The sequence below is a fragment of the Cohnella faecalis genome (genome assembly GCF_003570905.1).
Classification (GTDB): Bacteria; Bacillota; Bacilli; order Paenibacillales; family Paenibacillaceae; genus Cohnella; species Cohnella faecalis.
Map to the genome: position 1 here is coordinate 157,815 of NZ_QXJM01000027.1, position 18,997 is coordinate 176,811.

At 54.6% G+C, this 18,997-nt stretch carries 14 protein-coding genes, 1 pseudogene and 1 other annotated feature; of the genes and pseudogenes, 13 read left to right on the forward strand and 2 right to left on the reverse strand.

What is annotated here, in order from left to right; genetic code table 11:
* Nucleotides 1–62: 62 nt before the first annotated feature.
* On the forward strand, nt 63–548 hold the full coding sequence (locus D3H35_RS06595; protein WP_119148317.1) for a DivIVA domain-containing protein: 486 nt from the start codon (nt 63–65) through the stop codon (nt 546–548).
* A gap of 275 nt (nt 549–823) precedes the next feature.
* Here the strand turns inward: D3H35_RS06595 and D3H35_RS06600 are convergent, their stop codons facing one another.
* Nucleotides 824–1,756 (reverse strand): transposase, encoded by a 933-nt coding sequence (locus D3H35_RS06600; RefSeq protein ID WP_119148318.1) that lies wholly within the window; start codon nt 1,754–1,756, stop codon nt 824–826.
* Between the two features lie 250 nt (nt 1,757–2,006).
* Nucleotides 2,007–2,297, forward strand: a binding site (T-box leader).
* Between the two features lie 59 nt (nt 2,298–2,356).
* On the opposite strand from D3H35_RS06600, the gene ileS reads away from it, so the two are divergent.
* Both ileS and D3H35_RS06615 read left to right on the forward strand, forming a co-directional pair.
* Entirely contained in the window at nt 2,357–5,449 is a 3,093-nt protein-coding gene (gene ileS, locus D3H35_RS06610) for an isoleucine--tRNA ligase (RefSeq protein WP_119148320.1), read from the forward strand.
* 417 nt (nt 5,450–5,866) lie between these two features.
* Entirely contained in the window at nt 5,867–6,151 is a 285-nt protein-coding gene (locus D3H35_RS06615; protein ID WP_233567814.1) for a DUF5665 domain-containing protein, read from the forward strand.
* Here D3H35_RS06615 and D3H35_RS06620 read toward each other — a convergent pair.
* Nucleotides 6,145–6,882, reverse strand: a complete 738-nt coding sequence (locus D3H35_RS06620; protein ID WP_119148321.1) for a TraR/DksA C4-type zinc finger protein — start codon at nt 6,880–6,882, stop codon at nt 6,145–6,147. The two genes, D3H35_RS06615 and D3H35_RS06620, sit on opposite strands and share 7 nt — an antisense overlap.
* 213 nt (nt 6,883–7,095) lie before the next feature.
* Between D3H35_RS06620 and lspA the strand changes: the two genes are divergently transcribed.
* From lspA to D3H35_RS32140, 10 genes and pseudogenes are all read left to right on the forward strand, one after another.
* Nucleotides 7,096–7,623, forward strand: a complete 528-nt coding sequence (lspA, locus tag D3H35_RS06625; RefSeq protein ID WP_119148322.1) for a signal peptidase II — start codon at nt 7,096–7,098, stop codon at nt 7,621–7,623.
* A complete protein-coding gene (locus D3H35_RS06630) occupies nt 7,583–8,590 on the forward strand; it encodes an RluA family pseudouridine synthase (RefSeq protein WP_119148323.1) in 1,008 nt (335 codons plus the stop codon). The genes lspA and D3H35_RS06630 overlap by 41 nt, the downstream gene beginning before the upstream one ends.
* 122 nt (nt 8,591–8,712) lie before the next feature.
* Nucleotides 8,713–9,966: an LL-diaminopimelate aminotransferase gene (locus D3H35_RS06635; RefSeq protein WP_119148324.1), complete on the forward strand. Its 1,254-nt coding sequence runs from the start codon at nt 8,713–8,715 to the stop codon at nt 9,964–9,966.
* A gap of 236 nt (nt 9,967–10,202) precedes the next feature.
* The gene (gene pyrR, locus D3H35_RS06640) at nt 10,203–10,808 is read left to right on the forward strand and encodes a bifunctional pyr operon transcriptional regulator/uracil phosphoribosyltransferase PyrR (protein ID WP_378125411.1); all 606 of its coding nucleotides are present in this window, start codon (nt 10,203–10,205) and stop codon (nt 10,806–10,808) included.
* A gap of 62 nt (nt 10,809–10,870) precedes the next feature.
* A complete protein-coding gene (locus D3H35_RS06645; protein ID WP_119148325.1) occupies nt 10,871–12,181 on the forward strand; it encodes a dihydroorotase in 1,311 nt (436 codons plus the stop codon).
* 19 nt (nt 12,182–12,200) lie between these two features.
* On the forward strand, nt 12,201–13,346 hold the full coding sequence (locus D3H35_RS06650; RefSeq protein WP_119148326.1) for a carbamoyl phosphate synthase small subunit: 1,146 nt from the start codon (nt 12,201–12,203) through the stop codon (nt 13,344–13,346).
* A complete protein-coding gene (carB, locus tag D3H35_RS06655; protein ID WP_119148327.1) occupies nt 13,333–16,554 on the forward strand; it encodes a carbamoyl-phosphate synthase large subunit in 3,222 nt (1,073 codons plus the stop codon). Before D3H35_RS06650 ends, carB begins: the two co-directional genes overlap by 14 nt.
* 83 nt (nt 16,555–16,637) lie before the next feature.
* Nucleotides 16,638–17,378, forward strand: coding sequence for an orotidine-5'-phosphate decarboxylase (pyrF, locus tag D3H35_RS06660; RefSeq protein ID WP_119148328.1), 741 nt, complete (start codon nt 16,638–16,640; stop codon nt 17,376–17,378).
* Complete coding sequence (gene pyrE / locus D3H35_RS06665) at nt 17,375–18,019, forward strand: orotate phosphoribosyltransferase (protein WP_119148329.1); 645 nt, start codon at nt 17,375–17,377, stop codon at nt 18,017–18,019. The genes pyrF and pyrE overlap by 4 nt, the downstream gene beginning before the upstream one ends.
* Before the next feature lie 157 nt (nt 18,020–18,176).
* A pseudogene (locus tag D3H35_RS32140) lies at nt 18,177–18,964 on the forward strand (tyrosine-protein phosphatase).
* Nucleotides 18,965–18,997: the final 33 nt, after the last annotated feature.

Here is an 18,997-nt window from a genome sequence, read left to right on the forward strand (position 1 = left end):
AGTTCGTCGAATTGAGACATGGAGTAAGCTTGCGGAAAACGAAACGCACAGGAGGTTAACCAATGCCACTCTCGCCATTGGACATTCATAACAAGGAGTTCGGCCGTCGTCTGCGCGGATACGATGAAGACGAAGTAAATGAATTTCTGGATCAAATTATTAAGGATTATGAAGCGATGATCCGCGAAAACAAAGACTTGCAGAACCAGCTGCTTGTCATTCAAGAGAAGCTAGGTCACTTCACGAATATCGAGGAGACTTTGAGCAAGACGATTATCGTCGCTCAAGAAGCTGCCGATGAGCTTAAGAACAATGCGAAGAAGGAAGCCCAGCTTATCGTTAAGGAAGCGGAAAAGAATGCGGACCGCATCATTAACGAGTCTCTGTCCAAATCGCGCAAAGTCGCTCTTGAGGTGGAGGAGCTTAAAAAACAGGCTGCCATCTACCGCGCTCGGTTCCGCGCTCTCGTGGAAACCCAGCTTGACCTTTTGAATACGGATAGCTGGGAAACTCTCGAGACTCGGGAGCCCCGCGAATTAGAAGCTTAAGGCTCATTGGAGTCCCGCTTGCAGATTTATTGCATGCGGGATTTTTTTTGTACAACAATCTCCATTCGAGGGGTGCGGAACCAGAAGACCTCCATCATTTTCGAGTTCGATTTGAAAATTTGTACCATTATCCCATTTGTTCAGGAATGGGGGGAGAGGAATTAATCATGTGATAGGGATGGACGCTCCAGTGGATTAAAAATCGGGCAGGTGAGAATGGCAACACGAAAGCACCGCTCGAATCGGAGATCGACAGGAATTGAACGGATCAGCAACTATGCATGCCAGAGACTAAGATAACTCCCTTTCCACTTTCCTTTGGTCCCCCAGACAAGCCATGGAACGGCAAGAACGGGCTTCTCTCGAATCAAATCCTTATAAATGATCACGGGAGTCGATGCGGAAAATGAAAGCAACCGACCGAAACTGGCGACATTGTTCCATTTCATGTTCAGACGGAAACAGAACTCATCCCAATACGCTTGCAAATGCTTGGGTCCAATACCGTGAAAAGTCTCGTTCAGCCAATCCGACATAGCTCTCACAAGCGGTTTTACGCTGGAATGCAGCTTGTCGAAGGGCTTAGAAACGGTAACGTTCCGCCCATCGGTGTGAGTGTCTACAAATTCATCGCAGCCCGCTTTGCCGATGAGTCGGAACGTGCTGTTTTTTACGTGCTCGGGCTTTGGCTGCTTCATTTTTATATATTGCATCTGCTCGTGCTTATCAAAAGAAACTCCGACAAGAAGCGGTTGTTTAGCGTCGGAATATCCGGAATAACCGTAATGGGCATGTCCCACCTGCACGATTCCTTCGAGAGGCTCGCAATTGTCGGCTTGACTGATGGCATGACGAATTTTGTGCGCGATGAGCCAGGCGGTTTTGTAAGTGACCTGAATGATTTCGGACAGACGGGTGGCGCTAATGCCTGCAGGCTGGGAAAGCAGATAGATGGCTTGAAACCATCGCGTCAAAGAGGTAGAGCTGCCTTCCATGATCGTACCGCAGGTTATCGAAGTCTGGTGGCGGCAGGAGCAGCATTCGAAAAGGGGGAGTCTGCGTGTGCGAATGACATAGCTTCGAGTATGGCGGCATTCGGGGCAGCGGAAGCCATTCGGCCATCTGGCATCGTACAACGCGTCCGCGCAAGCTCGCTCGGAGTCGAAATGCTGACAGAAGGACTCGAAAGTGGAATAATCCTCGAACATGCATCGCCCTCCTCATCCAATCGTTTCCATAATTTCATTTTACCGAACACACGTTCTTATTTCAAGAGGATCCTGAATTTTTTTAGATTTTTTTTGGTGACGGTTGTAGATGTCAAGGCTGGCCCCTTTTCTGAGCGCAAGGGATAATGGAACAAATTTCGAAAAAGAGATAGGCTGCACGACGATAAAAATCAGGAACGTTTGACAAAACGGAACGCGATGAGTATAACAAGAGTAAGGAAAAATAAATGCAATGTCGAAGACGGGAACGAGTAAGCGAGGAACCGGACTATAGAGAGTTGGCGGCTGGTGCGAGCCAACGTTCGGATCTTGCCGAATATCATCCCCGAGACGCCGTTTCGAACATCCGGGATTAACCATTCAATTCCGCGATCGGTAGATACGGACGGCTGTCCTCCGTTGAAGGACGTTGAACGACTGAAGAAGCTGCCGTCGTTCATCTTGGAGCGCCGCTCCCGGTCGCATTCGTGCGAACGGCGACGGAACAAGGGTGGTACCGCGAGCTAGTCTCGTCCCTTTTTGGGATGGGGCTTTTTTTGTTTTCTCCGATTGGAAAGAAATTAAAAAGGGTGGGGTTATATGAATCGCGTCGACGTCAAAGAACGAGCAAGAGCCCGCGAGCTTCGCGTGCTTCAGCAATGGAACGAACAGAGTACGTTCCGCAAATCGATCGAGAATCGCGAGGGCAAGCCGAATTTCGTGTTTTACGAGGGGCCACCTACGGCGAATGGAAAGCCTCATATCGGTCACGTGCTTGGCCGGGTTATCAAAGATTTCGTCAGCCGCTACAAGACGATGGCGGGCTATCGCGTCATCCGCAAAGCCGGTTGGGATACGCACGGATTGCCTGTCGAGCTGGGAGTCGAGAAGCAGCTAGGCATTAGCGGCAAGCAGGAAATCGAAAAATACGGCGTCGAGCCGTTCGTGAAAAAGTGCAAGGAGAGCGTGTTCGAGTACGAAAAGCAATGGCGCGAGCTGACCGAGGCGATCGCTTATTGGACCGATTTGGACGACCCTTACATTACTCTGAAGGATGAATATATCGAGAGCGTATGGCATGTACTCGCGACGATCCACGACAAAGGACTGTTGTATCGCGGGCACCGCGTCAGCCCTTATTGCCCGGATTGCCAAACGACGCTCAGTTCCCACGAGGTCGCTCAAGGGTATGAGGACGTTAAGGATTTGACGGCAACCGCCAAATTCAAGCTGACGGGCAGCGGCGAATTCGCGCTGGCATGGACGACGACGCCATGGACGCTTCCGGCTAACGTAGCGCTGGCCGTTCACCCTGATATCGAATATGTGCGCGTGAAGCAGGATGGCGAAATTTACATTTTGGCGGGAGCGCTTGCTCCCAAGGTGCTCAAGGGCGAATATGAAGTCGTCGGAACGGTCAAGGGCAGCGAGCTTGTCGGACTTACCTACGAGCCGATCTTTCCTTACGTTCGGGTAGAAGGGGCATACCGAATTATCGACGCCGACTATGTCAGCGATTCAAGCGGTACCGGTATCGTCCACATCGCACCGGCGCATGGCGAGGACGACTATCGCGTCGCTCGCGAGCACGGCATCGGAATGCTGATGGTCGTAAACAATGCAGGCAGATACATCGACGCGGTGACGGATTTGGCCGGCCGATTCGTAAAAGACTGCGACGTCGATATCGTCAAGATGCTGTCCGAGCGAGGCTTGCTATACCACAAAGAGAGATACGAGCACAGCTACCCGTTCTGCTGGCGCTGCAAAACGCCGCTGCTCTACTACGCTACCGAGAGCTGGTTCATTCAGACGACGGCCGTGAAGGAGCAGCTTATCGCGAACAATCAGACCGTGCAATGGTATCCGGAGCATATTCGCGACGGTCGGTTCGGCAAGTTCCTAGAGGATCTCGTCGATTGGAACATTAGCCGAAACCGCTATTGGGGAACTCCTCTAAACGTATGGGCGTGCGACGATTGCGGCAAGCATAAAGCAGTGCACAGCCGTGCGGAAATGGTCGAGCTGGCCGTCGGCGACGTGCCAGCGGACATCGAGCTTCACAAGCCCTATGTAGACGAAGTAAAGCTGCGTTGCTCTTGCGGCGGAACGATGAATCGTACGCCTGAGGTTATCGACGTCTGGTTCGACAGCGGATCGATGCCTTTTGCTCAATATCATCATCCGTTCGGAAACGAAGAGAAGTTCAACGAGCAATATCCAGCGGATTTCATCTGCGAAGGGATCGATCAGACTCGCGGATGGTTTTTCAGCTTGTTGGCGGTATCTACGCTTTACAATGGTCAAGCGCCGTATAAATCCGTTATCTCGACGGGGCACGTACTCGACGAGAACGGTCAAAAGATGAGCAAGTCGAAAGGGAACGTCATCGACCCATGGGAGATCATCAACGAATTTGGAACAGACGCGTTCCGCTGGGCGCTCTTGGCGGACAGCGCGCCATGGAACAGCAAGCGGTTCTCCAAAGGAATCGTGGCCGAAGCGAAATCGAAAGTCGTCGATACGCTCGTAAACACTCATGCCTTCTACGCGCTGTATGCGGATATCGACGGCTTCGTGCCTTCTGAGCATGCCGTTCGGAAATCCGGCAATAAGCTGGATCGCTGGATTTTGTCCCGCTTGAACTCGTTGATCGCTTCCGTCGTCAAGGATTTGAACGTCAACGATTTCCTGAATCCGGCCAAAGCCGTGGAGACGTTCGTCGACGAGTTGTCCAACTGGTATGTGCGCCGGTCGCGCGATCGGTTCTGGGGAAGCGGACTGTCGGAAGACAAGGTTGCCGCTTATCAGACATTGCGCGAAGTTCTTTTGACGCTGTCCAAGCTGATCGCCCCTTACGTGCCTTTTGTGGCTGAGGATATTTACGGAAACCTTGGCGGAGGCGGAAGCGTTCATCTGGCGGACTATCCGCAAGCCGACGATTCCATGATCGATGCGGAGCTGGAACGGGAAATGGCCGCAGCGCGCGGAATCGTGGAGCTTGCCCGGAATGTCCGGAACGAATCGGGCATCAAGACGCGGCAGCCATTGTCGGAGCTGCTCATGTCGCTATCGGAGCCGTTCGATGTGGTCGGATACGAAGATATCATCAAAGATGAGATCAATGTCAAGACGATCACTCTCGTATCCGACGATGCGGGCTTCGTTAATTTCAACTTGAAGCTGAATCTGAAAATCGGCGGCAAAAAATATGGCAAAAACGTCGGTCCGATCCAAGCGGCGCTAAAAGGATTGACTGCGGAGCAATCACACGACGTCGTGAAGAGCGGCTTGCTTAAATTCGTATCTCCGGATGGAGAAGAGCTGGACATTCCGGTCAAAGAGCTGCTTATCGAGAAGGAAGCGAAGTCAGGCTTCGCGTCCGCATCCGGCGGAGGTTTGACGGTCGCTCTCAATACGGAAATTACGCCGGAGCTGGAGCAGGAAGGGCTCGTGCGCGAAGTGATTCGGGCGGTCCAGGATACGCGCAAAAAAATGGATTTGCCTATCGAGCTGCGAATCCACTTGTTGCTGGAGGTCGACACCGAGACGGAGGCTGCGATTAAAGCGTTCCGGCACGTGCTTAATGAGAACGTATTGGTCAACGAAGTGTCGTTCGGAAGCTCGGCGGATATGGAAACGGTGCAGGCCGGAGAGAAGACAATCAGGCTTTCTATCTCGACCGGAGCATAAGAGTTGCGAATAAAGGTTAAGTATAATTGAACAGCCAAATACAAACGGCTTCGACAACCGGACTGGGTGTCGAAGCCGTTCGTATCGGCGGCGGATCCGATGTCGATTCGTCAACAGTCGAGTTCCCGTATTTGCGGCGGTCTATCCGATAGGCTTCCGTAATAGGGGCTCGTTTGTTTTTTGGCGGCTGTGATAAAAGGAGGTGCAAAGATGGGCGATTCGAACAGACGACGGAAAGGCGGCAGAAGCGGACCGCGCGTCCATATAAGGGCGAAGTCATCTGGAGTTACCTCTCGTTCCGATGAATTGGAAGCGGACGATCGGATCATCGAGCATAACAATACCGGCCATCATACGGATTCAAGCGAACGGAAATCCTCGAAGCTGACGGAAGAAGCGAGAGCTCTTAAAGGCACGATCCATTTGCTGACCGACAGGCTTAATACGTTGGCCAGCGAAATGGAAAAAGCCCAGCTGAAGGATTACGTAAATCTAATGAGCCGTCCATGGCAATTGATTTGGCGAAATCTTCTGGCCGGGCTGTCGCGCGGCGTCGGAATCGCGATCGGCTTTACTTTTTTTGCGGCGACGATCGTTTACATTTTGCAAGGTCTCGGCGCGTTGAACTTGCCGATCGTCGGCGATTATATCGCCGATATCGTCCGGATCGTGCAGCGGCAGCTCGAAATTAATCCTTATTGATAATCGTCTACGAGCTCGTCCGGTTCTAGCAAAGGATCTCCTTCGCGGGAAGCCATATACCGGCGGTATTCTCTGTTGCGGATGACCGCAACATGATTGCCGGTAATGTCGGTGGCGAGAAAGCTTTCGAGCGGCTCGACGAATCCGTCGTTCTCGTCGGCTTCGATGCCTATGGCGCTATAGTCGTAGCAATCGGAGCCTTCGGCCATTGCCGGGCTGTCCGAATTGCCCCAGGACTCGACGATTTGCCAGGCGTCCTCGCCGTCGAATCCGCTCGGCTCGTCATGGTCGTCAAGACTCGTCCGTCCGAATGGAGGGGACAAGAATGTTTCTTCGACCGGACGCCGTTCGGATACGTCTTGACGAGGCTCGTGCTCCAAGCAGTATATGGCCGTCGGCAGAGCGTCCAGCCGATCGTACGAAATAAACGCTCCGCAAGCCGCACATCTTCCGTACTCGCCGGTTTCCATTCGCGACAAAGCGGCGCTCACGCGCTCCAGACGAAACGTTTCTTTTTCCAATAATGCAATGTCTTTGCTTCTTTCGAACAATTCCGTTCCTACGTCCGCCGGATGATTGTCGATGCCGGAAAGCTCTCCGGTCGAATCTCGAAAAGAAGCGGCCAATCCGAAGCGGTCGTTGTCGCCTACGCGCCGTTCAAGCTCGTTCCGCTCCAGAATCAGCCGGTTTCGCAACGACTGCATCCGCTCATCCGTTAATGGATCCGTCATGACGTTCACTCCTTTGCATGAGGCGATAAATGGGAGGCAAGGTCTGATTAGGTCTGATTGTAGTTTTCTCAGATGATTGTCGTTTTACGTGAATGAGAAGCAGGACTTCATTGGTCGGATTGTCGCTATTTGCTTGCTCCGAAATGGACTCCGGTTGAATCGATATGATAAAATCATTTCGCAGGACCATGTGACGAGAGGCGGAAATGATCGATGCAACGACGCTTGTGGCCGGTATGGGCTTATTATGCGGTGGCTTTATTCGTATTTCTGATCGATTTGGTTTCAAAAAAAATCGTCGACAAAAATGTTGAACTCGACGAGCGCATCGGCGTTCTCGGCGATTTTTTCATCATTACCCACATCCGCAACCGCGGCGCGGCATTCGGCATGCTGCAGGAGCAGCGCTTGTTCTTCCTGCTCATTACGATAGCCGTCGTATCCGGAATTGTCTGGTATATGCAACGATCCTACCGGACAGGCAGCCCTCTGCTTCTTTTGGCGCTTGGTATGATTCTCGGCGGAGCGGTCGGGAATTTCCTCGATCGCGCGCTTTACGGCGAAGTCGTCGACTTTTTGCAATTTAATTTCGGCAGTTACACGTTCCCGATATTCAATCTGGCGGACTCCGGCATTTGCGTCGGTGTCGCCTTGGTCGTTCTGGATGCGCTGCTGTCGTGGAAACAGGAGAATAAGGACAATGACAACGGCGAACAGCCTCGGGAAGAACAACCCGTCTGAAGATTGGAATGTTAGCGGATTGAATGATTCAGGCGAGTCGATCGGCAAGGAATTGGAATGGGTCGTATCCGCCGAAGAGGCCGGAGAGCGACTGGACAAGCATGTGACAGAACGGTTCGAGGACGAATCGGTATCTCGTTCACAAGTGCAGGATTGGATTCGGAGCGGGGCGGTGACGGTAGGCGGCCGCACAGGCAAACCGAACGCAAAGCTGCAAGCCGGCGATGCGATCGTGGTGAACGTTCCGGAGCCCGAGCCGTTCGAGGCGATGCCGGAAAATATTCCGCTCGATGTCGTCTATGAGGACGGAGACGTCATCGTAATTAACAAGCCGCGCGACTTCGTCGTCCATCCGGCGGCGGGGCATGCGAGCGGGACAGTCGTTAACGCGCTATTGCATCACTGCAAGGACTTGTCGGGCATTAACGGCGTCATGCGCCCGGGAATCGTCCATCGGATCGATAAAGATACGTCGGGCTTGCTCATGGCGGCCAAGAACGATCTCGCCCATGCCTCCTTGGCCGAGCAGCTCAAGGATCATACGGTGACCCGGCGTTATTACGGTCTCGTATACGGCCTGATTCCGCACGACAAAGGAACGATCGACGCGCCAATCGGACGGGATCCGGACGATCGCAAGCTGTTCACGGTAACGGACAAGGGAGCCAAGCGCTCGGTTACCCATTTCAATGTGCTGGAGCGTCTTGGAGACTATACGTTCGTCGAGTTGAAGCTGGAGACCGGACGGACTCACCAAATTCGCGTGCACATGAAATATATCGGACACTCCCTTGTGGGGGATCCGGTGTACGGCGGAAGAAAAGGGCGAACGCTCGGGATGACGGGGCAAGCGCTGCATGCGGGAGTGCTCGGCTTCACACATCCTCGTACGGGGGAATACCTCGAATTTACCGCTCCTCTGCCTGAAGATATGGCGCATGCGCTCGATATTTTGCGCAATCGATAGTTGTAAATGGCTTGCGTCTCGCGCGTTCCGCGAAATCTGCAAATGTTCGGTGAAAAAATCCATGGCGGAATGTTTGTCCGTCAGGCATATTTAATTATTATCGAACGAGGAGTGTCGGAACCGTGAGCGTAGAAAAATACCAATCGACCTTTATTCAGGAGCAATTCGCGAACCGTATCGGCGGATCTAACTACGGCAAGGATACGAATATTTACAAATTCGAGAAAATCAAGCGTGCCAAAGCGGCGGCCAAGCTTGCCCATCCTGATTTGGAACTGATTGACATGGGCGTCGGCGAACCGGACGAAATGGCGGACGGCGGCATCGTGGCCAAGCTCGCCGAAGAAGCGGCCAAGCCGGAAAACCGTGGATATGCCGACAACGGTATCCGCGAGTTCAAGGTTGCCGCCGCGCAATATTTGAAAGAAGTATTTTCCGTAGACGGCATCGATGCCGATACCGAAGTGCTGCACACGATCGGCTCCAAGCCTGCTTTGGCTATGCTGCCGTCCGTCTTTATCAACCCGGGCGATGTGACGATTATGACCGTTCCTGGCTACCCGGTATTGGGGACGCACACGAAGTATCTCGGCGGCGAAGTGTACAACATTAAGCTGACGAAGGAAAACAACTTCCTGCCGGATCTGGAAGCCATTCCGGTCGAAATCGCCGAGCGCGCGAAGCTGCTGTATCTGAACTATCCGAACAACCCGACGGGGGCTGCGGCTACGGCCGAATTTTTCGTCAAAGTCGTCGCTTGGGCCAAAAAATACAATGTCGTTGTCGTGCACGATGCGCCTTACGCGGCATTGACCTACGACGGCGTGAAGCCTCTCAGCTTCTTGTCCGTTCCGGGCGCAAAAGACATCGGCGTTGAGCTTCACTCCTTGTCGAAGTCGTACAACATGACCGGCTGGCGGATCGGCTTCATCGCCGGAAATCCTCTGATCGTCAAAGCGTTCGGCGACGTGAAGGACAATAACGACTCCGGACAATTCATCGCCATCCAAAAGGCGGCCGCTTACGGTTTGGCTAATCCGGCCATTACCGAAGCGATTTCCGCGAAGTACTCCCGCCGCCACAACCTGCTCGTAGGCGCGTTGAACGAACTGGGCTTCAAAGCCGAGAAGCCGAAGGGTTCGTTCTTCCTGTACGTCGAAGCGCCGAAAGGCATCAAGGGCGGGCAACGATTCGAGTCGGGCGAGGACTTCTCTCAATTTCTTATCCGCGAGAAACTCATCTCTACCGTTCCTTGGGATGACGCAGGCCGTTTCGTTCGGTTCTCCGTGACGTTCATCGCTCAAGGGGAAGCGGAAGAGCTTCGCGTCATCGGCGAAATCAAAAGCCGTCTGTCGGACGTCGAATTCGAATTTTAATTTTTGCGATTCGGTCCTCGACAAACCTTGACAGCTAGCCGTCCGGCATGGGATAATTCCTTTAATGAACTGGTACCTTTAACTCAGTCCCGTGAGACTGGCAAGGTGGCGCAGCTTTCAAGGATACTCCGATCATGCCTTTATCCGCCCGACGACGGGTAGGAGCGGCGTGTGTTTCATGGAGTGTGAAAACTGTTGAGACAACCTCCTTGCGTCTGACGCAAGGAGGTTTTTTGATGCCTGCAATCGGCTTTGAAGGAGGTCACGGTATGCAGGAGCCGCGCGTCATTATGGATGAGTCCGCGATCCGAAGGGCGCTTACCCGTATCGCTCATGAAATGGTCGAGAAGAACAAGGGCATCGAAGGCTGCATTCTGGTCGGCATTCGTACCCGGGGCGTATACTTGGCCAGACGGGTTGCCGAGCGGATTCTCGATATCGAAGGAACCCCGGTGCCGGTCGGCGAGCTCGATATTACGAGATATCGGGACGATAGGCCGCATGGGGAAGGCTATAGAGATTCGGCGTCCGAAGGAATCGGCGGCGATCTGCCTTGTTCGATCCGCGACAAGAGAATCATCCTGATCGACGACGTACTGTACACCGGGCGAACGATCCGAGCGGCGCTTGATGCGCTCATGGATTTCGGCAGGCCGCAATCGATACAGCTTGCCGTACTGGTGGACCGTGGTCACCGCGAGCTGCCGATTAGGCCCGATTACGTCGGAAAGAACGTGCCGACCTCGCGCTTCGAGCAGATCGAGGTAAGCCTTACAGAGGTCGACGATTCCGATTGCGTGACGATCCTGCATCCCCGCGAAGCGGAAATCCAGCAAGCGTAGACGGTCAAACGACTCAGCAAAGAACAAGATCAGCCGCAGCGGCGAAGGAGGATCATCCACGCATGACGATTTGGATTTTGAACGGACTGACGGTTGACGATAACGAAGCAAACAGCGGTCTCGTGAAAAAGCACCTGCGTATCGAGGACGGCAAGATCGCGGAATGGGCCGATGGGGAGACGACGCCGGATACGACCGGCGCTCTAACGATCGATGCATCGGGCAAGCTGATTTCAGCCGGACTGATCGATATGCACGTGCATTTGCGCGAGCCCGGATTCGAGTATAAGGAGACGATCGCGAGCGGTACGCGGTCGGCCGCCAAGGGCGGATTTACGACGATCGCTCCGATGCCTAATACTCGCCCGGTCATGGATACGCCGGAGACGATCAAATATGTGCTGGACAAAGCGGCAACAGAAGGCGTCGTTCGAGTGCTTCCTTACGCCGCGATTACGAAGAACGAGCTGGGGCGCGAGTTGACGGATTTCGCAGCGCTCAAGGAATCCGGAGCTATCGGGTTCACGGATGACGGGGTAGGCGTTCAGAACGCGCAAATGATGAAAAACGCGATGGCGCTCGCAGCGTCGCTCGACATGCCGGTTATCGCTCACTGCGAGGATGACACACTTGTCGAGGGTGCCGCATACAGCGAAGGAGCTTTCGTCAAGAAGCACGGACTCAAAGGAATTCCTAACGAGTCCGAAGCGATTCATGTCGGGCGCGACATTCTGCTGTCGGAGGCGACCGGCGTTCACTACCACGTGTGCCACGTCAGCACCGAGCAATCGGTACGGCTGATTCGCCTCGGCAAATCGGTTGGCGTGAAAGTGACCGCCGAGGTGTGTCCGCACCATTTGCTGCTGTCGGACGAAGACATTCCGAATGCGACGGATGCCAACTGGAAGATGAATCCGCCGCTGCGAACGCCGCGCGATGTGGAAGCTTGCATCCAGGCGCTTGAGGAAGGAACGATTGACATTATCGTTACCGACCATGCACCTCACAGCGAAGAGGAGAAGGCGCGGGAAGTGCTGCGCGCCCCGTTCGGAATCGTCGGCTTCGAGACGGCGTTTCCGCTGCTCTACACGAGGTTCGTTAAAACCGGCCGCTGGACGCTAAGCTTCTTGCTTCGCCGCATGACGAGCGATCCGGCTCGCGTGTTCCGTCTGCCATACGGAACGCTGGCGGTTGGAGCTCCGGCTGACGTAACGCTGATCGATCTCGAGAATGAGCGGGAAGTCGATCCCGCAACGTTCCTTACCAAAGGACGCAATACCCCGTTCGCGGGATGGAAATTGTACGGCTGGCCGGTACTGACGATCGTAGACGGTCAAGTCGTCTGGATGGAAGAGAACGGCATCAACCGCTAAAAAAGGGGAGTGACTGAACATGCAGGCAAGATTATTGTTGGAAGACGGAACGCTGTTTACGGGTCTCGGCTTCGGCGCCGAAGGGGCGTCGGTCGGCGAAGTGGTGTTCAACACCGGCATTACAGGCTATCAAGAGGTTCTGTCCGACCCCTCTTATTGCGGACAAATCGTGACGATGACGCATCCGCTCATCGGCAACTATGGCATTAACCGCGATGATTTTGAAGCTATCCGTCCTTATATCCACGGCTTTGTCGTACGTCGCCACGAATCCGTACCGAGCAACTGGCGCGCCCAATATACGCTCGACCATCTTCTGAAAGAATACGGGATCGTCGGCATCAGCGAGATCGATACCCGTATGCTCACCCGTATTATCCGCCAGCACGGCGTTATGAAAGGAATATTGACAACGGGAACCGAGCGCATCGAGGAGCTGAAGGAGCGTCTCGGCGTTACGCCGCTGCTGCGCGATCAGGTTGCGCGCACTTCTACGCCTAACGTATTTTCCAGCCCCGGCGAACGCGAGCGCATCGTTCTGATCGATTACGGCGCGAAGAGCGGCATTCTGCGCGAGCTGACAAAGCGCGGCTGCGACGTTGTCGTTGTCCCTCACGATACGACGGCGGAAGAAATTCGCCGCCTGTCTCCGGACGGCATCCAATTGTCCAACGGCCCTGGGGATCCGAAAGACGTTCCTCATGCCGTCGAAACTCTTCGCCAGTTGATCGGGGAATATCCGATTTTCGGAATTTGCCTCGGCCATCAACTGTTCGCTCTCGCTTGCGGAGCGGATACGGGTAAGCTGAAGTTCGGTCACCGCGGAGGCAACCATCCGGTAAAAGAGCTGGAATCGGGTCGCTGCTACATTACATCGCAAAATCACGGTTACACGGTCGAGGAAAGCTCCATCGAAGGCACGGAGCTCGAAGTGACGCATATCAACAACAATGACAAGACGATCGAAGGGCTGAAGCATAAGCGCTTCCCGGCCTTTACGGTCCAATACCATCCGGAAGCCGCTCCGGGACCGTTCGACAACAGCTACTTGTTCGATCGTTTCCTGGACATGATCCGCGAGCACAAACGCCTGAATCCCGAAAAGCCGCGCCAAGCGCAGCTCGCACAGACGCTGAGAGGAGAGCTGCAGTATGCCCAGAAATAAGGAACTCAAAAAAATTCTCGTTATCGGTTCGGGTCCTATCGTCATCGGACAAGCGGCGGAATTCGATTACGCCGGCACGCAAGCTTGCCAAGCGCTGAAAGAAGAAGGACTTGAAGTCGTACTGATTAACAGCAACCCGGCCACGATCATGACGGATACGAACATGGCCGACAAAGTATATATCGAACCGATCAATCTTGAATTCGTCTCCCAGATTATCCGTCAAGAGCGTCCGGACGGCTTGTTGCCAACGCTCGGCGGCCAAACGGGCCTTAACATGGCGGTTGAGCTGGCTCGCGCAGGCGTGTTGCAGCAAGAAGGCGTGAAGCTGCTCGGTACGCAGCTCGACGCCATCGAACGCGCCGAAGACCGCGACTTGTTCCGCGACTTGATGCGCGAGCTGGAGCAGCCGGTTCCGGAGAGCGTCATCGTCACTTCGGTGCAAGAAGCCGTCGATTTCGCTAACGATATCGGTTATCCGGTTATCGTTCGTCCGGCTTATACGCTGGGCGGTACGGGCGGAGGCATTACCGGCAATGAAGAAGAACTGCGCGAGACGGTTGCCAACGGTATTCGTTACAGCCCGATCGGCCAATGCTTGATCGAGAAATCGATCGCAGGCATGAAAGAAGTCGAGTATGAAGTTATGCGCGACGCGAACGACAACTGCATCGTCGTCTGCAACATGGAGAACTTCGATCCTGTCGGCGTCCATACGGGCGATTCGATCGTCGTCGCACCAAGCCAGACGTTGTCCGACCGCGAGTACCAAATGCTTCGTTCGGCTTCGCTCAAGATCATTCGCGCCCTGAATATCGAGGGCGGCTGCAACGTGCAGTTCGCGCTCGATCCGCAAAGCTACCAATATTACGTTATCGAAGTCAATCCGCGCGTAAGCCGGTCTTCGGCGCTCGCATCGAAGGCGACCGGCTATCCGATCGCGAAGATGGCCGCGAAGATCGCCGTCGGCTATACGCTCGACGAGATCGTCAACCCGGTCACGGGTCAAACTTACGCTTGCTTCGAGCCGACGCTGGATTACATCGTATCGAAAATCCCGCGCTGGCCGTTCGATAAATTCACGGATGCGAACCGCAAGCTCGGCACGCAAATGAAAGCGACCGGCGAAGTGATGGCTATCGGCCGCACGTTCGAGGAATCGATTCATAAAGCAGTCCGCTCGCTCGAGATTGGCGTTCATCGCCTGTTCCTCAAAGGCGCGGACGAGCTGGACGCGGAAACGCTGGACAATCGTCTCGCGAAAGCGGACGACGAGCGGCTGTTCCTCGTCGCCGAAGCGTTCCGTCGCGGCTACTCGCTGCAGCAAATTCAAGACTTAACGAAAATTGACTGGTGGTTCCTCGACAAAATCGAACGAATCGTTTCGTTCGAGGACGTCATCCGCCGCGAGCCGGGCTTGACGGCTGAGACGCTGTATCAAGCGAAGCGCATGGGCTTCACGGATCGCGCTATCGCCGAGCTTCGGAAAGAAGGCCAAGGCGCTTCCGCTGCGTTGACCGTCGAAGGCGACGTCCGCAAGCACCGTCTGGAGCAAGGCTTGAAGCCGGTATACAAAATGGTAGACACATGCGCAGCCGAGTTCGAAGCGACTACGCCTTACTACTACTCGACGTACGAAACCGAGAACGAGGTTATTCCGAGCGAGAAACAAAAGGTTATCGTACTTGGCTCCGGTCCGATCCGGATCGGCCAAGGGATCGAGTTCGACTATTCGACCGTTCACGCCGTGTGGGCGCTGCGCAACGCGGGCTATGAAGCGGTCATCATCAATAACAATCCGGAGACGGTATCGACCGACTTCAATACGTCGGATCGCCTGTACTTCGAGCCGCTCTTCTTCGAAGACGTCATGAACGTCATCGAGCAAGAGCAGCCGATCGGCGTCATCGTCCAATTCGGCGGCCAGACGGCAATCAACCTCGCGGCGCCGTTGTCGAAAGCGGGAGTGCGCATCCTCGGCACTTCGCTCGAGAGCATCGACGAAGCCGAAGACCGCAAGAAGTTCGAAGCGCTGCTCCGCAAGCTGGACATCGCTCAACCGAAGGGCAATACCGTTACGTCGGTTGATGAAGCTGTAGGCACGGCGCAAGGGCTCGGTTATCCGGTGCTCGTCCGTCCGTCTTACGTGCTTGGCGGCCGCGCGATGGAAATCGTCTATTCCGACGAAGAACTTCTCGCTTATATGAAGGTTGCCGTAAAAATCAATCCGGAGCATCCGGTTCTGATCGACCGTTACATGCTCGGCAAGGAAATCGAAGTTGACGCGATTTGCGACGGAGAAACGGTTCTCATTCCGGGCATTATGGAGCACATCGAGCGCGCGGGCGTTCACTCCGGCGACTCCATTGCCGTCTACCCGCCGCAATCGCTGTCCGACGATATCAAGCAGCAAGCAATCGACATTACGACTCGCATCGCCAAGGAATTGAAGACGATCGGTCTGGTCAACATTCAGTTCGTCGTCTGGCAAGAAAAAGTGTACGTCATCGAGGTTAACCCGCGCTCTTCGCGTACGGTGCCGTTCCTTTCCAAAGTGACGAACGTACCGATGGCGAACCTGGCGACGCAGGCGATTCTCGGCAAAAAGCTTGCCGATCTCGGCTACAAGGAAGGTCTATGGCCGGAAGACGAATTCGTCTCCGTCAAAGTGCCGGTATTCTCCTTCGCCAAGCTGCGCCGCGTTGACCCGACACTGACGCCGGAAATGAAATCGACCGGCGAAGTTATGGGCCGCGACCGCTTCTTCGCCAAAGCCTTGTTCAAAGGGTTGATCGGCTCCGGAATGAAAATTCCGAACTCCGGCTCGATCATCGCCACGATTTCCGACAAGGATAAGGAAGAAGCGATCGAAATTTTGAAAGGCTTCTACAGCCTCGGTTACAAGCTGATGGCAACGGGCGGCACCGCCGATGCGCTGGAAGCCGCCGGCATGAACGTTCGCCGCGTTAACAAGCTGAGCGAGGGCTCGCCGAACATCGTCGACCTGATCCGTACCGGCCAAGCTCAGTTCGTCGTCAATACGCTCACGAAGGGCAAGACGCCAGAGCGCGACGGTTTCCGTATTCGCCGCGAAGCGGTCGAGAACGGCGTCGTCTGCCTCACGTCGCTCGATACGGTGCGCGCATTGCTGAACATGCTGCAGGCGCTCCGCTTCTCCAGCGAGGCTATGCCGGTCCTTCAACCGTAATAAGCTGCAAATGCCCGATTCCTCCGGCTTTCGCCGGAAGGGTCGGGCTTCTATATGAGCAAATGAGGGGGACCATAACAGTCATGGCACAATTGACGAGAGACGAAGCGGCCTCCAAGATCATGGTGGCGTTAGACAAACCCGACGCGGAAGCGGCACTAAAGCTCGCAGGCCGGCTCGAAGGCAGCGGAGTGTGGATGAAGGTCGGTTTTGAGCTGATCTACGCCGCCGGTCCGGACATCGTTAGAGAGCTGAAGCGTCGTGGAATGCGCGTTTTCCTGGATGCCAAAATGCATGATATCCCGAACACGATTCGCGGCGGAGCACGCAGCATCACTCGTCTCGGCGCCGACATGTTCAATGTTCACGCCGCAGGAGGAATCGCCATGATGAGCGCCGCGATAGAGGGCGTTCGCGAAGCGGTTGAAGCCGGCGATGCCGAGAAGGCACCGATTGTCATCGCGGTCACCCAGCTTACGAGTACGAGTCAGAGTACCTTTAACGAAGAGATCGGTATCTCAGGTTCTATCGAGGATTCGGTCGTTCATTATGCGAAGACGGCGCTCAAAGCGGGACTTCAAGGCGTAGTCGCTTCGCCTCTGGAAGTAGCAGCGATAAAAGCGGCATGCGGCACAGGCTTCCTAACGGTCACTCCGGGCATTCGTCCTCGCGGCGTCGATGCCGGAGACCAGTCTCGCATTACGACGCCTTACGACGCCGTCAAGGGCGGCACAGACTATCTTGTCATCGGCCGTGCGATCAACGCGGCGTCCGATCCTCGCGAAGCGCTCGACACTATTTTGAAGGAGATGACTTTAGCATGACTACGAACCTGGATCAATTGCCTGCCGTTATTGCCGGAAACCTGCTTGAAATCGGAGCGGTCAGCCTGCGTCCTCAGCAGCCGTTTACTTGGACAAGCGGCATGATTTCGCCGATTTACTGCGATAATCGACTTACGATGAGCTTCCCCTCAGTCCGTGAAACGATCGCCGAAGGCTTCGCAGCGATCATCCGCGAGCAATTCCCGGATTGCGAAGCGGTAGCCGGAATCGCGACGGGCGGAATCCCTCATGCCGCCTGGGTCGCGCAGAAGCTGAACCTGCCCATGCTCTATGTACGCGATAAGGCCAAAGGCCATGGCAAGACCAACCAGATCGAGGGCCACTACACGTCCGGCCAGAAGGTCGTGCTGATCGAAGACCTTATCTCGACAGGAGGCAGCTCGCTCAAAGCGGCCGTAGCCGTCCGCGAGGCGGGCTGCGAGGTGCAGGGCGTTATCGCTATTTTTACGTACCAGTTCGCTCACGCGATTGAGGCGTTCCAAGCGGAAAGCATTCCTTTGGCTACACTGTCCAACTACTCCGCTCTCGTACAGGAAGCGCTTAGCCGCGGCGCAATCCGAGAGGAAGACGTAGCCCAGCTGCAGTCGTGGAGAGAAAACCCGCAAGAGTACGGCAAATAAAATACGAACAGCGTTTTCGATACGAGGGTGTCGCTCCCCATCTCGCAGATGGTGTGCGGCCCCTTTTTTTATTCGGAGCAATTGGTAAAATTAGCAGGATTCTCGAAAGTTCGACAATGTGCTATCCTATTTTCTGGGATGGAAGAAAGAGAGGGAAATGGTCTTGATCGACATACATACGCATATTTTGCCGGGATTGGATGACGGAGCTCAAACAATCGACGATGCGTTGGAGATGGCTAGAGCGGCTCATGAGGAAGGTATCGAGCATATTATCGCGACTCCTCATCATGCTAATGGCAGCCATATGAATGCCGGCCGCGATGTTAGATTGGAAGTCCGCCGTTTTAACGAGCAGCTTCAAGCGGCCGACATACCTGTCACTATCCACCCCGGTCAGGAAATAAGGGTGCATGACGATTTGCTGGACGCCTGGGGAGAGACGAGCTTCTTACTTTAGCGGATTCCTCTTATATTTTGATAGAGATGCCTCATCACAAGATTCCTTCAGGTATGTTGGAGCTGCTGCATGAGCTTGCCATATTAGGACTTAGACCGGTTATCGCCCATCCGGAGCGCAACGGGGACGTTCTCAAAGAACCGAAGCGGCTTGCCGAGATGATAGAGTGCGGCGCTTTCTCGCAAGTGACGACTCATTCGTTGCTCGGAGCCTTCGGCGCAAAGATCGAGAAGTGCGCTTGGGATCTTTGCAAGAAGGGGCTTATTCATTTGGTGTCCTCCGACGCTCATCACGTTACCCGCAGGGGGTTCGAGCTAAGAGAGAGCTACCGGGTAATCGGCGAGAAGCTTGGGGCGGAATGGGTCGATTATTTCAAGCTTAATTCGGACCAATTGCTCGCAGACGGAGACTTTTTCGGCATGCCCAGCCTCTCTGTCAAATCTAAAGATTTCTTAAAGAGGTTCAATCTTTTCCGCAGGGGGTAAGGGGAAACCTTAGCATGCGTCTACAAATATACC

Bases quoted from the DNA above. Each gene is read 5' to 3' on its own strand.
- D3H35_RS06620 (WP_119148321.1), bottom strand. From the start codon at position 6,882: ATGACGGATCCATTAACGGATGAGCGGATGCAGTCGTTGCGAAACCGG.
- D3H35_RS06630 (WP_119148323.1), top strand. From the start codon at position 7,583: ATGACAACGGCGAACAGCCTCGGGAAGAACAACCCGTCTGAAGATTGG.
- ileS (WP_119148320.1), top strand. From the start codon at position 2,357: ATGAATCGCGTCGACGTCAAAGAACGAGCAAGAGCCCGCGAGCTTCGC.
- D3H35_RS06600 (WP_119148318.1), bottom strand. From the start codon at position 1,756: ATGTTCGAGGATTATTCCACTTTCGAGTCCTTCTGTCAGCATTTCGAC.
- lspA (WP_119148322.1), top strand. From the start codon at position 7,096: ATGCAACGACGCTTGTGGCCGGTATGGGCTTATTATGCGGTGGCTTTA.
- D3H35_RS06595 (WP_119148317.1), top strand. From the start codon at position 63: ATGCCACTCTCGCCATTGGACATTCATAACAAGGAGTTCGGCCGTCGT.
- carB (WP_119148327.1), top strand. From the start codon at position 13,333: ATGCCCAGAAATAAGGAACTCAAAAAAATTCTCGTTATCGGTTCGGGT.
- D3H35_RS06650 (WP_119148326.1), top strand. From the start codon at position 12,201: ATGCAGGCAAGATTATTGTTGGAAGACGGAACGCTGTTTACGGGTCTC.
- pyrE (WP_119148329.1), top strand. From the start codon at position 17,375: ATGACTACGAACCTGGATCAATTGCCTGCCGTTATTGCCGGAAACCTG.
- pyrF (WP_119148328.1), top strand. From the start codon at position 16,638: ATGGCACAATTGACGAGAGACGAAGCGGCCTCCAAGATCATGGTGGCG.
- D3H35_RS06645 (WP_119148325.1), top strand. From the start codon at position 10,871: ATGACGATTTGGATTTTGAACGGACTGACGGTTGACGATAACGAAGCA.
- pyrR (WP_378125411.1), top strand. From the start codon at position 10,203: ATGCCTGCAATCGGCTTTGAAGGAGGTCACGGTATGCAGGAGCCGCGC.